This window comes from Ralstonia sp. SA306, assembly GCF_054792405.1.
On record NZ_CP096451.1, the window covers coordinates 867,930 to 881,075 of the forward strand.

Sequence of the window (13,146 nt, forward strand, 5' to 3'; positions counted from 1 at the left end):
TTTCGCATGTCCGTATCCAATCGAGCCACGCTCGCCGTCATCATCGTCGCCAAGAACGAAGCCGCTGATATCGGCGACTGCATCCGTTCGGTGCGCGAATGGGCGGACGATGTCATCGTCTTCGACTCGGGTAGCACGGACGGCACGCAGGATATCTGCCGCCAACTTGGTGCGCGCGTGTTCGAGACCGACTGGCCCGGCTACGGCGAACAATCCAACCGTGCTCTGCGCGAAGCCCGTACCGACTGGGTGCTCTCGCTGGATGCCGACGAGCGCATCAGCCCCGAATTGCGCGCCGAGATGATCGCCGTACTCGAATCGGGCAGTTCGCACACTGTCTACTCGATGCCGCGCAGCTCCAGCTTTTGCGGCCGCTTCATGAAACACTCGGGCTGGTGGCCGGACCGCATTCGTCGCTTTTTCAAACGCGAGCAGGTGACATTCTTCGATGCACCGGTGCACTCGCACCTGGTCTTTGAGGGGACGGTGGGCGACTTCCGCGCGCCGATCATTCACTACTCGATTCCCGACCTGAAGGCTGCGCTCGACAAGGCCAACGATTATTCGACCGCCGGTGCGGCCGCAGCCTATGCCAAGGGCAAACGCGCCTCGCTGGGCAGCGCGATCGGCCACGGGCTGTGGGCGTTCATCCGCACGTACATCATCCAGCGGGGCTTCCTTGATGGCGCGGAGGGCTTCATGCTCGCCGTGTCGAACGCCGAAGGCACGTATTACCGCTACATCAAACTGATGATGTTGCATCGTCATGGCAAGCGCTGAGCCGCCGCGTCGCATCGCCCTCATCGTTACGACGTATAACCGCCCGGACGCGCTCGCCCGCGTACTGGCTGGGTGTGGCGCACAGACCGACCACGCATTCGACGTCATCGTCGCCGACGACGGTTCGCGCGATGACACACGCGTAGCGGTCGAAATGGCAGCCAAGACCGCACCGTATCCGTTGCGCCATGTCTGGCACCCAGACGATGGCTTTCGTGCTGGTGAGATACGCAACCGCGGCGTGCTGGCGACGGATGCCGACTACCTTGTTTTTCTCGATGGCGATTGCGTGCCGCGTCCGGATTTTGTGGCCCGGCACCGCGCGTTGGCCGAGCAGGGGCGCCTGCTGTCTGGCAGCCGCATCCTGCTGAATGAAGCGATGACGCGTGAGGTCGTCGCCCAGCAGATCGATATCCACCTGAAGGACTGCGCGTATTGGTTTGCCGCCTGGCGCGCGGGCCGCATCAACAAATTCCTGCCGCTCATGGTGCCGGGTTTGCCGTTGCCGCGCACGTTCAAGGGCACCAGCCTGCGCGGCATCAAAAGCTGCAACCTCGGCGTGTGGCGCAGCGATTTCGAGTGTGTGAACGGCTTCGATCAGAGCTTCGTCGGGTGGGGTCATGAAGACGCCGATCTGGTTGTGCGCCTGTACAACGCCGGGGTGCGGCGCAAGCGCGGCTTCTGCGCGACCGAAGTCTTCCACCTATGGCATCGCGAACAATCGCGCGCGCAGGAGAGCCCCAACTATCAACGCATGATGGCCCGCCGGAATACCGACATCATCCGCGCGGAAGTCGGGCTTGCGGAACTGCGAGAGCAAGGCGCCTGAGCGGCGCCGTCATGCTCACCAAGTCTTCTTCTGCTTGGCGATGCCGAGGAATGGCCGCACGAAGATCTGATAGAGGAACTTGCGCACGAAGATCTGGTGCAGATGATGGCCGACACCGAGCCGGTTGTCGGCTTCACGGCTTTTGATGGCGCGATCGGCTTCCAGGTTGGAACCGCTATCGAAGTTCTGCACGCCAATCACATAAGGCACGACCGCACGCATCTGCACGATGCCTTCACGCTCGAACTTGTACCAATAGTCCGCTGCCAGCCACACGGGATAGAGCTGCTCGACCATGCGCTTGGCCGCAGCGCGCGTGACGAAATAGCCATGCGCGAGCCACTGGTAGTTGGCGAGTTTGACCGTGCGGTGGTCAGCTGTGAGCGATTCGGCGCCGCCCTTGTAGTAACGGTCGATGTGCGTGAGCAGGATGACGACCGGTTCGTCCGGTGGCACGCTCTGAGCCAGCGCATCGAGCACGGCGGGCACATCGGGCCCGAGTTTGGCGTCGTCTTCGAGGATGAGCGCGTAGGGCAGGTTTTGTTCGATGATTGCCCGGTAGACGCCAAGGTGGCTTAGTGCGCAGCCGACTTCGCCGACGGTCAATTCTCGGCTCTGGCCAATAGCGCGCGCATGGTCATAGTGGCGCGCAAGTTCGTCGGCGGGAAGTGTCTTGCCGTACACACCCGGGAAGCGGCTATGCGGCAGGCCAAGCGCATCGAGCTGGCGTTCCAGCGCCTCGCGGCGACCGGCGTCGTGGTCGAGATTGATGAAAAACGTGGGAACGCGCGAACTCATTGCGGAAGCGTCAGATGATGCGTCGGTCCGTCTTGACCGGGGATTGCGCAGCAGGATGGGCCGGGTGGTGGATTGCCGCTAAAATGCCGGGTCGCCCGTCTGTCGGATGACAGCCGCTGCAACGCACTTGATGTCGGCAGAGCCGATCGCCATGCGACGCAAGCTGCCCACCCTCATTTGAAAACGCCGTGAGTATACAAGCAAAGTCTGATCACCCAGCGCCCGCCAAGCCGATGCTCAAGCGGCTGTGGGGCTACCTGCGCCCCGAATTGACCGCTTTCATCCTGGCAATGGTTGCCATGGGCGTGGTGGCAGCCACGGAGGGGATCATCCCGAAAGTCGTGAAGGATTTGCTGGATCAGGGCTTCGGCGGTGAATACGTCGGCAGGCTGTGGCAGGTGCCGGCCATGTTGGTGGGCATTGCCGTGGTGCGTGGGATCGCGCAATTTGCATCGACGTATCTGTTGAGCCTGGTGTCGAACAAGGTGCTGCTGAATCTGCGGATGAAGATGTTCGAGCGCCTGCTGCAGGCGCCGGCTTCGTACTATCAGCGCAATACGGCGGCGTCGATCATCAACGCGGTCATCTTTGAAGTGAACCAGGTGCTGCAGGTGCTGACCGGCGTGTTCATCACGCTGGTACGCGATTCAATGACGGTGCTGGCGCTATTGATCTTCCTCTTCTACACCAACTGGCGCCTGACGCTGGTGGTGGCGGTGATCCTGCCGATCATCGGGCTGCTGATGTCGCGTATCAACCGCCGCCTGCGCTCGCTCAACCGCGAGAGCCAAAACCTGACCAACCAGGCCGCCTATGTGGTGGAAGAGGCCGTGGGCGGTTACAAGGTCGTCAAGTTGCACGGCGGCGAAGCGTACGAATCGCTGCGCTTCAATGCCATGACGAATCGTCTGCGTGGTTACGCCATGCGCGTGGCCGTGGCCGGTGGCCTGAACCAGCCGGTGACGCAGTTCCTGGCGGCGCTGGCGCTGTCGATCATCCTGGCCATTGCCATGATGCAGGCACAGGCCAACCAGACTACGGTCGGCGGCTTTACCGGCTTTGTGATGGCGATGCTGTTGCTGATCTCGCCGCTCAAGCACCTGACCGATGTGAATCAGCCGCTGCAGCGCGGCCTGACCGCCGCTGAGTTCATCTTCGGCCTCATCGACACGCCAATCGAACCGCAAGAAGGCGGCAAGAAGATCGATCGTGCCCGCGGCGATGTCCGCTTCGACAACGTCACCTTCCGCTATGGTGAAGATGGTCGGGCGGCGCTCGACAACGTGAATCTGCACGTCAAGCCGGGCGAGGTCGTCGCGCTGGTCGGACCGTCGGGCAGCGGCAAGACCACGTTGGTGAATCTGCTCCCGCGCTTCTTCGATCCGACCTCTGGCACGATTTCGCTCGATGGCGATGCGCTGGCGGATCTGGCGCTGTATGACCTGCGCCGCCAGATCGCTTTCGTGAGCCAAGATGTGGTGCTCTTCAACGACACCATCGCTGCCAACGTCGCCTATGGCGCGCGCGACGCCTCCGAGATCGACATGGCCCGCGTGCGCCGTGCGCTGGAAGCGGCTTACCTGACCGATGTGGTCGACAACCTGCCCGAGGGCATCGATACCAATGTCGGCGACAACGGTTCGAAGCTGTCCGGTGGCCAGCGCCAGCGCCTGGCGATTGCCCGTGCGATCTACAAAGACGCGCCGATCCTGATCCTGGATGAAGCGACTTCCGCACTGGATTCCGAGTCTGAGCGCCAGGTGCAGGCCGCGCTCGAACGGCTGATGGAAGGCCGCACGACGCTGGTGATCGCGCACCGGCTGTCGACCATCGAAAATGCCGACCGCATCATCGTGCTGGAGCACGGCAAGATTGCCGAAGCCGGAACGCACCGCGAACTCATCGAGCGCGATGGGTTGTATGCTGGACTCCATCGCATCCAGTTCGCTACCCAGTAAGTCTTGCCTTCAGGGCGGCGTGCTCAGGATGCTCAAATCAAAGGAGACATCGTGACGACCACCACGCCGCCCATCAGCCGGTTCCCCGTTCCTGAGCTGGCCGACATTCCCGAAGATATCCGTGCGCGCATCCTGGAGGTGCAGGAGAAGAGCGGCTTTGTGCCGAACGTCTTCCTGGCGCTGTCACATCGGCCGGACGAGTGCCGTGCGTTCTTTGCGTACCACGACGCCCTGATGCTGCGCGAAGGCAGTAGCCTCACCAAGGGCGAGCGCGAGATGATCGTGGTCGCCACGTCCGCCGCCAACCAATGCCTGTATTGCGTGGTCGCGCACGGCGCCATTCTGCGCATCTACGAGAAGAAGCCGTTGGTGGCCGACCAGGTTGCCGTCAATTACCGCAAGGCCGACATCACGCCGCGCCAGCGCGCCATGCTCGACTTCGCGATGAAGGTCTGCACCGCTTCGCACACCGTCAATGACGCCGACTATGACGCGTTGCGCGCGCACGGTTTCGATGACGAGGACATCTGGGACATCACCGGCATCACCGCGTTCTTTGGCCTGTCCAACCGCATGGCGAATGTGATTTCGATGCGGCCCAATGACGAATTCTTCCTGCTCGGCCGCTTGCCGCGCGAGAAGAAATAGGGCGCCAGGGTGCCTACGCCGTCAGCTCGCGCAGCGCTTCGAGCAGCTTGACGGCGGGGCTCGGCAGAATGCCGTGGCGGCGCCGGAACGCTGTGAGCGTGCGGCGCGCGACCAGGCCGGGAATCGGCAGCGGCTCGATCACGCCGGCACGGCGCTCCGCATCGATCATCGGTTCTGCCATCCAGCTCAGGAAACCGGAGCGCGCCACGAGGCTCTTGAGTGCCGTCACCGAGCGCGTTTCCACCACGATGTTCGGCAAGCCATGTCCGGCTGCTTCGAATACCTGGCGCATGTGCTCGTACGGGCCGGTACCGCGCGGTGGAACGGCCCAGAATGCATCCAGCGTATCGGCCAATGTCAGGCCAGGGCGATGGCGTAGCGAATGCTCCGGTGACGCGACCACGAAACTCGCATCCTCCCAGCGGCAATCCGCGATGGCGATGATCTCGTCGGTATCCGGCATCGCCATCGACAGCGCGAGATCGATCTCGTGCTTGACCAACCCTTCGGCCAGCCGGTCCCATACGCCTTCCAGTATCTCCACGCGCAGGTTCGGCCAGCGGGCTACCACAGTGCCCACGGCCAACGGCAAGACATAGCTTGCGATGCTGCCGACTGCGCCCACGCGGATCGTGCCCTTGGCAAGCCCGCGCATCGCATCGATCTCTTCCTGTGCGTAATCGGCCTCGCGCTGAAGCAGCGAGGCGTGTGGCAGGAGTGCCTGCCCGATCGCGGTGAGCTGCATTCCCTTGGAGTGCCGCTCGAACAGCGGCGCGCCCACCTCGTCTTCCAATCGCTTGACGATGCGGCTGAGCGCCGGCTGCGTGACGTGCAGGACCTCCGCCGCACGCCCAAGGCTGCCGGCGGAGACGATAGTGGTGAAGGCGCGTAGCTGGCGTAGATCGAAAGTCATGCCAAAAGGTAATGACTTTGACGAAATAATTCAATATCGCGTTAATCGCTACGGATTCCATACTGGCAGCCTGTTTCAAGGAGGACTGCCTGTATGACCCGCACTTCGCTCGCGCTGATCACCGTGCGCGACGCCACGATCGACCTGCTGCGCCGGCTCGGCATGACCCACGTGTTCGGCAATCCGGGCTCCACCGAGCTGCCGATGTTTCGCGATTTTCCGGAGGATTTCCGCTACATCCTGGGCTTGCAGGAAGCCGTGGTGGTCGGCATGGCGGACGGCTTTGCGCAGGCAACGGGCAATGCCGCGCTGGTGAACCTGCACTCGGCGGCCGGTGTCGGCAATGCCATGGGCAACATCTTCACGGCCTTCAAGAACCGCACGCCGCTCGTGATTACCGCCGGGCAGCAGGCACGATCCATTCTGCCGTTCGATCCGTTCCTCGCTTCCAACCAGGCGACGGAGTTGCCCAAGCCGTATGTGAAGTGGAGCATCGAGCCCGCGCGTGCGCAAGATGTGCCGCTGGCGCTGGCCCGCGCGTATCACATCGCCATGCAGGAGCCCCGGGGCCCCGTTCTGGTGTCGATTCCGGTGGATGACTGGGACCAGACGACAGAGCCCGTTGCCGTGCATGAAGTGGCCACCGCGGTGCGGCCCGATCCGGTCACGCTGGCGCGCATCGGCGACCTGCTCGACGCGGCGCAGCGGCCGGCGTTCGTGGTTGGGGCCGCGGTCGATCGCGCTGGCGCGTGGGATACCGTCGTGCAACTCGCCGAGGCGCACAACGCGCGCGTGTTCACCGCACCAATGGCTGGGCGTGGCGCGTTTCCGGAAGACCATCGGCTGTTTGCGGGTTTCCTGCCCGCCATGCGTGAAAAGATCGTCAGCCTGCTGCAGGGGCACGACGTGGTGTTCGCGCTCGGCGCACCGGCGTTTACGTACCACGTGGAAGGCCACGGGCCGCATGTGCCGGTCGGGGCGAAGCTCGTGCAGTTGATCGACGATCCAGCGACCGCTGCCTGGACGCCGGAGGGCATTTCCGCCGTTGGCAACATCCGCCTGGGCGTGCTGGATCTGCTCGCCCGCCCCGCGCCACCGGCACGGCCGCTGCCCGCGCCACGCGTCAAATCGCCGCGAGCTGAGCCAGGTTCGCCCATGTCGGTTGCGTTTGCGTTGCAGACGCTCGATGCCGTGCGCGGCCCGGCAGACATCGTCGTCGAAGAGGCTCCGAGTGCACGCTCGACCATGCAGGCCTACTTGCCGATGCGCCGCTCCGGCGCCTTCTACACCATGGACAGCGGCGGCTTGGGCTACGGCATGCCGGCGGCAGTCGGCGTGGCACTCGCCAAACCGGGCACACGCGTGATTGGTCTGATTGGCGACGGATCGAGCATGTATTCGATCCAGGCGCTGTGGAGCGCTGCGCTCCTCGAGTTGCCCATGACGTTCGTGATCCTGAACAACCGCCGCTATGCTGCCCTGCAGGATTTCGCGCCGGTGTTCGGCTTTGCCCCAACCGACGCAGTGCAGGGCACGGATCTGCACGGCATCGATTTTGTCGGCCTGGCCAGTGCGATGGGCTGCACAGGCCAGCGCGTGAGCGACCCGCATGCGCTGGAAGCCGTACTGCGTACAGCGCTGCAATCCGCCGGACCAACCTTGATTGAAGTGGAGATCGCCTGATGACGAATACGAACATTGCCCCGCCGGACGCGGTGCAGACCATCTCGATGCTCATCAACGGCGAGCGCGTGCAAGCTGCCGAGGGTGCGGTGTTCGAGCGGCGGAATCCGCTTGACGGCACCGTGGCCACGAGGGCACCAGCCGCTACCGTGGACGATGCGCGTCGCGCTGTTGATGCTGCAGCGGCAGCATTCCCCGCCTGGGCCGCCATCGGCCCGAGCGAGCGCCGCGCGTTGTTGATGCGCGCTGCACAGGCGTTGGAAGCCAAGGGCGAGGCTTTTGCCGTCGCGATGGCCGCAGAGACCGGCGCCTCCGCGCTGTGGGCGGGCTTCAACGTGCATCTCGCTGCGAGCGGTTTGCAGGAAGCCGCCGCCATGGTCACGCAGATTGCGGGCGAGATCATTCCATCTGACGTGCCGGGCAGCCTCGCCATGGGCGTGCGCCAGCCGGCAGGCGTGGTGCTGGGTATTGCGCCGTGGAATGCGCCGGTCATCCTGGCGGTGCGCGCGATTGCGTTGCCACTGGCGTGCGGCAACACCGTCGTGTTGAAAGGCTCCGAGATTTCGCCGGCGACGCACGGGTTCATCATCGAAGCCTTGCAGGAAGCGGGCTTGCCAAATGGCGTCGTCAATTTCGTGACGAATGCTCCGGCCGATGCGGGCGCGGTGGTGGAGGCGATGATTGCGCACCCAGCGGTGCGTCGCGTCAACTTTACGGGCTCCACGCGCGTGGGCCGCATCATCGCGCAGACTTGCGCGACGTATCTGAAACCCGTCGTGCTGGAGCTGGGCGGCAAGGCGCCGCTGCTGGTGCTGGCGGATGCGGATATCGACGCCGCCGTCGATGGTGCGGCCTTCGGCGCGTTCGCCAATTCTGGCCAGATCTGCATGTCCACCGAGCGCATCATCGTCGACGAATCTATCGCCGACGCGTTTGTCGGCAAGCTGGCTGCCAAGGCTGCAGCGCTGCCGCTGGGCGATCCGCGCAAGGGGCCGGCGGTGCTCGGCTCAGTGTTCGACATGAGCACAGTCGAACGCTGCAATCACCTCATCGACGACGCCCTCGCCAAAGGCGCGAAGCTGCTGTGCGGCGGCAAGGCCGACAGCACGCTGATGCCTGCCACGCTGCTCGACCACGTCACGCCCGATATGCTGATCTACTCGGAAGAATCGTTCGGCCCGGTCAAGGGCATCGTGCGTGTGAGCGGCGACGATGCCGCCGTCGCCTGTGCGAATGACAACGCATACGGTTTGTCGTCCGCCGTGTTCAGTCGCGATGTAGCGCGCGCGATGAACGTCGCGCGCCGCATCGAATCGGGCATCTGCCATATCAATGGCCCCACGGTGCACGACGAGGCGCAAATGCCGTTTGGCGGCGTCAAGGCAAGCGGTTTTGGGCGCTTCGGCGGTCGCGCTGGTGTGGCGGAGTTCACCGAGCTGCGCTGGATGACGGTACAGACCACGCCGCGCCATTACCCGTTCTGAGCCGAGATGCCGACGAAGATCTCAATCCTCGGCGCGGGCGCGATGGGGTCGTTGTTCGGCGGGCTGCTCGCCGAAGCCAACCAGCATGTCACGCTGCTCGACATCAACGATGTGCATCTGCATGCGATTGCCGCGCACGGTTTGCGGCTGGAAACCGACACTGGCGATCGCCACGTCCGCAACCTGCAGGCCCTGCGCCCGGGCGACGCGACGGACGTACCCGACTTGCTGATCGTCTTCACCAAGGCGATGCATACGCGTGCGGCACTCGCGAGCGTGCGTCACCTGCTTGGCCCGGCAACGCATGTGCTGACGCTGCAGAACGGGCTGGGCAACGTGGAGGCGCTGGCTTCGATGGTGCCGCCGGAACGTATCTTCGTTGGCGTGACCACGTGGCCGGCGGACCTTGCTGGCCCAGGCCACGTGCGCTCACATGGCGCAGGTGCGATCCGCCTGATGAGCGCAGACGGCGAGCGGCTCCCGATGCTGGCACGTGTGGTGGACGTGCTGTCCGCCGCCGGCCTGAACTGCCAGGCGGATGCGAACGTATGGGGCGCCGTGTGGGAGAAGGTCGCCTTCAATGCCGCGCTCAATCCGCTGTGCACAGTGCTGAAGCAGTCCGTCGACGCGCTGGGCGCGGTGGAAGACGGCCCGACGCTGGCGCTGAACATCGTGGACGAGGTGCTGGCCGTGGCGCGCGCCAGCGGCATTTCAGTTGATGCCGCAAAGGTGAACGACAACGTGCGGCACGCCATCGTCGCGCATCAGGGGCACAAGCCGTCGATGCTGCAGGACGTGCTGGCCGGGCGCCCCACCGAGATCGAATCCATCAACGGCGCCGTGGTGGCAGCGGCGCGCCGGCACGGCGTGCCTGTGCCCCACACCGAGACGTTGATGCAATTGGTGCGATTGGTGCAGGCGAGCACCGTGAACCAGCAGGCGCCTTAGCGGGCCGGGATACGCAGGGTTTCATTCGATGGCGCGCAGACGCCACCTCAACGGAGACAACCACATGAAGTGCAATTGCAGATTGCCGAGCGCGGCGTCCAAACGGGGGCCGGTATGAACGGAAACCAGACCACGATCGATATCGGCACGGTCCTCGACGATGGGCCGTTTTCCCTCGCGCAGAAGTTGGCGGTGCTGCTTGCGGCCTTCGCCATCGTCATGGACGGCTTTGACGGTCAGTTGATCGGCTTTGCCATTCCCGTGCTCATCAAGGAGTGGGGTATCACGCGCAACGCGTTCGCCCCGGCAGTGGCCGCCGGCCTGGTCGGTATGGGGCTGGGCAGCGCGTTGGCGGGCCTGTTTGCCGATCGCTTCGGGCGACGCTGGGCGTTGATCGGGAGCGTGTTCGTGTTTGGCGTAGCGACATGCTCGATCGGTTTTGCACCCAATGTGGCGACGATTGCCGCGCTGCGATTTATCGCCGGCCTGGGCATTGGTGGCGCGCTGCCGAGCTCCACGACGATGACGGCGGAGTTCACGCCTGCGCGTCGCCGCACGTTGGCGGTGACGGCCACCATCGTATGCGTGCCTCTGGGCGGGATGCTGGCAGGCTTGTTTGCCGGCCACGTGCTGCCGCTTTATGGCTGGCGCGGGCTGTTCTGGATTGGCGGTGCGCTGCCGCTCGTGCTCGGATTTGTGCTGGTGGTCGCGCTGCCTGAATCGCCGCGCTTCCTGGCGCGTCGCCAATCGCACTGGCCGCAGCTTGCACATTTGCTGTCGAGGATGGGGCGCGATGTGTCCGCCAATACGGCGTTTGCCGATGTGGCTGGTCAGAAGGTCATTCAGCACGCCAGTTTCCGCTCGCTCTTCGCGCCGGGGCAGGCGCGCGACACGATCGCGCTGTGGGCGGCGTTCTTCATGTGCCTGCTGGCCGTGTACGCGGCGTTCAGCTGGTTGCCGACGATGCTGGCTTCAGAAGGTTTGAGCGTGGCCGTGGCCGGTTCGGGTCTGACGGCGTACAACCTGGGCGGCGTGATCGGCGCCTTGGTTTGCGCGGTCACCATCGCGCGATGGGGTTCACGTTGGCCAATGGCGATGTGTTGCGTGGGCGCGGCCGCGAGTGCCTTTGCGTTGCAGGGTGTCGACGCCAAGCTGAACACGAACCTGCTGATCGTCGGCCTTGGGCTGCACGGGCTATTCGTCAACGCCGTGCAATCGACGATGTATGCGCTGTGCGCCTACGTTTATCCGACGGCGGTGCGCGCGACAGGCACGGCATCGGCGGTGGCGTTCGGACGGCTGGGCGCGATCCTCAGCGCATTTGCAGGCGCGATGGTTATCACCGCCGGTGGGTCGGTGGCCTATCTGGCAATGCTCGGGATTGTGATGCTGGTGGTGCTGGCCGCGCTGCTGGCGATGCGTGAGCAAATTCCCCGCCTAACGGAGCGCGCGCAAGCATCCATGGCAGCGGCGCCGGTTCCGCACGGCAGCCCGGTCAAACCGTAGCTGCCGCGCTGGGAGCCGTGCTACATCAGGATGATGTCGTACTGCTCCTGGCTGGCGGCCGACGATTCCACTTGCAGCGAAATCGGCTTGCCGATGAAATCGCCCAGCATCGCAAGGTGCTGGCTTTCTTCTTCCAGGAACAGATCAATCACCGCTTGCGAAGCAAGGATGCGAAATTCGCGCGGATTGAACTGCCGCGACTCACGCATGATTTCGCGCAGGATGTCGTAGCACACCGTGCGTGGCGTCTTCACCTGACCCTTGCCCTGGCACACCGGGCACTGCTCGCAGAGCACGTGCGCGAGCGATTCCCGCGTGCGCTTGCGCGTCATCTCCACCAGCCCAAGCTGCGAGAAGCTGTTGACGGTGATGCGCGTGCGGTCGCGTGACAGCGCCTTGCGCAGTTCCGCCAACACCGCGTCGCGATGCTCGGCCGACTCCATATCGATGAAGTCGATGATGATGATGCCGCCCAGGTTGCGCAGCCGCAGTTGCCGCGCGATGGTGTGGGCCGCTTCCAGGTTGGTCTTGAAAATCGTGTCGTCGAAGTTGCGTGCGCCCACGTAACCGCCGGTGTTGACGTCGATGGTCGTCATCGCCTCGGTCTGGTCGATCATCAGGTAGCCACCCGATTTCAGGTCGACCCGGCGCGACAGCGCGCGCTCAACCTCCGCCTCGATGTTATACAGATCGAAGATTGGCCGTTCGCCGGTGTAATGCGTCAGGCGCTCGACTACGGCCGGTGTGTACTCTTGCGCAAACTCGACAAGCTTCTGATGGTTCTCGCGCGAATCGACCTGGATGCTGCGCGTTTCGTCCGTCACGAAATCGCGCAGCACGCGCTGGGCGAGGTTCAGGTCCTGATACAGGATCGACGGGGCGGGCAGGGTGGTCGCGTTGTGACGGATGGTCGCCCAGATCTTGCGCAGGTAAGCAACGTCGTTGGCAAGTTCTTCGTCGGTCGACTCTTCGGCGATGGTACGCACGATGAAGCCACCGCGTTCCTCAGTGGGCACCATGGCGGTCACGCGCGTGCGCAGCGCCTCACGCTCGGCCTCGTTACCGATCTTCTGCGAGATCCCGATGTGCGGGTCTTGGGGTAGATACACCAGCGTGCGGCCGGCAATGCTGACCTGCGTGGACAGCCGCGCTCCCTTGGTCCCGATCGGGTCTTTGATGACCTGCACCATCAGCGCCTGGCCCTCGAAGAGCGTCTTCTCGATGGCGACCTGGGGGGCGGGTGGCGCGTCCTTGGCGTCACGCGGGTGCCAGATGTCGGCCACATGCAAAAACGCCGCGCGCTCGAGCCCGATGTCGATGAAGGCCGATTGCATGCCGGGCAGGACGCGCACCACCTTGCCAAGGTAAATGTTGCCGACCAGGCCGCGCGTTAGCGTGCGCTCGATGTGAAGTTCTTGAACGGCGGCTTGCTGGACGATGGCCACGCGCGTTTCTTGCGGCGTGATATTGACGAGGATGTCTTCGGACATGGGGGTACCTGGAGAGCGGGTTTCAGCACCCGCCTCCGGGCTTGATCGTATGCGCCCGAAGCGTGTCTTGAAACCGGCCCTCGCACGCTGTCCGGTGCGTGCTTCAGCG

Annotated in this window: 11 protein-coding genes; 8 read left to right on the forward strand and 3 right to left on the reverse strand. The window is 64.2% G+C overall.

Annotated elements, in window-relative coordinates:
- The first annotated feature begins 6 nt into the window (after positions 1 to 6).
- Positions 7 to 780 carry a glycosyltransferase family 2 protein gene (locus M1D44_RS04095; RefSeq protein ID WP_316684030.1) on the forward strand — a complete coding sequence of 258 codons (774 nt, stop codon included), beginning with the start codon at positions 7 to 9 and terminating at the stop codon, positions 778 to 780.
- The gene (locus M1D44_RS04100) at positions 767 to 1,609 is read left to right on the forward strand and encodes a glycosyltransferase family 2 protein (protein ID WP_024975182.1); all 843 of its coding nucleotides are present in this window, start codon (positions 767 to 769) and stop codon (positions 1,607 to 1,609) included. Before M1D44_RS04095 ends, M1D44_RS04100 begins: the two co-directional genes overlap by 14 nt.
- Positions 1,610 to 1,624: 15 nt before the next feature.
- Here M1D44_RS04100 and M1D44_RS04105 read toward each other — a convergent pair whose 3' ends face one another.
- On the reverse strand, positions 1,625 to 2,407 hold the full coding sequence (locus M1D44_RS04105) for a glycosyltransferase family 25 protein (RefSeq protein WP_024975183.1): 783 nt from the start codon (positions 2,405 to 2,407) through the stop codon (positions 1,625 to 1,627).
- Positions 2,408 to 2,640: 233 nt separating this feature from the next.
- Between M1D44_RS04105 and msbA the strand changes: the two genes are divergently transcribed.
- A complete protein-coding gene (gene msbA / locus M1D44_RS04110; RefSeq protein ID WP_024975184.1) occupies positions 2,641 to 4,365 on the forward strand; it encodes a lipid A export permease/ATP-binding protein MsbA in 1,725 nt (574 codons plus the stop codon).
- Between the two features lie 51 nt (positions 4,366 to 4,416).
- Positions 4,417 to 5,013, forward strand: a complete 597-nt coding sequence (locus M1D44_RS04115) for a peroxidase-related enzyme (RefSeq protein ID WP_112184106.1) — start codon at positions 4,417 to 4,419, stop codon at positions 5,011 to 5,013.
- A 13-nt stretch (positions 5,014 to 5,026) separates the two neighbouring features.
- Here M1D44_RS04115 and M1D44_RS04120 read toward each other — a convergent pair whose 3' ends face one another.
- Positions 5,027 to 5,926, reverse strand: a complete 900-nt coding sequence (locus tag M1D44_RS04120; protein WP_024975186.1) for a LysR family transcriptional regulator — start codon at positions 5,924 to 5,926, stop codon at positions 5,027 to 5,029.
- Positions 5,927 to 6,019: 93 nt separating this feature from the next.
- Between M1D44_RS04120 and mdlC the strand changes: the two genes are divergently transcribed.
- From mdlC to M1D44_RS04140, 4 genes are all read left to right on the forward strand, one after another.
- The gene (gene mdlC / locus M1D44_RS04125; RefSeq protein ID WP_316684026.1) at positions 6,020 to 7,609 is read left to right on the forward strand and encodes a benzoylformate decarboxylase; all 1,590 of its coding nucleotides are present in this window, start codon (positions 6,020 to 6,022) and stop codon (positions 7,607 to 7,609) included.
- A gap of 32 nt (positions 7,610 to 7,641) precedes the next feature.
- Positions 7,642 to 9,093, forward strand: coding sequence for an aldehyde dehydrogenase (locus M1D44_RS04130; protein WP_316853198.1), 1,452 nt, complete (start codon positions 7,642 to 7,644; stop codon positions 9,091 to 9,093).
- Between the two features lie 6 nt (positions 9,094 to 9,099).
- Complete coding sequence (locus M1D44_RS04135) at positions 9,100 to 10,041, forward strand: ketopantoate reductase family protein (RefSeq protein ID WP_316853172.1); 942 nt, start codon at positions 9,100 to 9,102, stop codon at positions 10,039 to 10,041.
- Positions 10,042 to 10,155: 114 nt separating this feature from the next.
- Entirely contained in the window at positions 10,156 to 11,547 is a 1,392-nt protein-coding gene (locus tag M1D44_RS04140; RefSeq protein WP_316853173.1) for an MFS transporter, read from the forward strand.
- 20 nt (positions 11,548 to 11,567) lie between these two features.
- Here the strand turns inward: M1D44_RS04140 and rng are convergent, their stop codons facing one another.
- A complete protein-coding gene (gene rng, locus M1D44_RS04145) occupies positions 11,568 to 13,037 on the reverse strand; it encodes a ribonuclease G (RefSeq protein ID WP_024975191.1) in 1,470 nt (489 codons plus the stop codon).
- Positions 13,038 to 13,146 lie beyond the last annotated feature (109 nt).

Excerpts from the sequence above, each read along its gene's own strand:
- M1D44_RS04095 (WP_316684030.1), top strand. The coding sequence starts at position 7 with ATGTCCGTATCCAATCGAGCCACGCTCGCCGTCATCATCGTCGCCAAG.
- M1D44_RS04100 (WP_024975182.1), top strand. The coding sequence starts at position 767 with ATGGCAAGCGCTGAGCCGCCGCGTCGCATCGCCCTCATCGTTACGACG.
- M1D44_RS04105 (WP_024975183.1), bottom strand. The coding sequence starts at position 2,407 with ATGAGTTCGCGCGTTCCCACGTTTTTCATCAATCTCGACCACGACGCC.
- msbA (WP_024975184.1), top strand. The coding sequence starts at position 2,641 with ATGCTCAAGCGGCTGTGGGGCTACCTGCGCCCCGAATTGACCGCTTTC.
- M1D44_RS04120 (WP_024975186.1), bottom strand. The coding sequence starts at position 5,926 with ATGACTTTCGATCTACGCCAGCTACGCGCCTTCACCACTATCGTCTCC.
- mdlC (WP_316684026.1), top strand. The coding sequence starts at position 6,020 with ATGACCCGCACTTCGCTCGCGCTGATCACCGTGCGCGACGCCACGATC.
- M1D44_RS04135 (WP_316853172.1), top strand. The coding sequence starts at position 9,100 with ATGCCGACGAAGATCTCAATCCTCGGCGCGGGCGCGATGGGGTCGTTG.
- M1D44_RS04140 (WP_316853173.1), top strand. The coding sequence starts at position 10,156 with ATGAACGGAAACCAGACCACGATCGATATCGGCACGGTCCTCGACGAT.
- rng (WP_024975191.1), bottom strand. The coding sequence starts at position 13,037 with ATGTCCGAAGACATCCTCGTCAATATCACGCCGCAAGAAACGCGCGTG.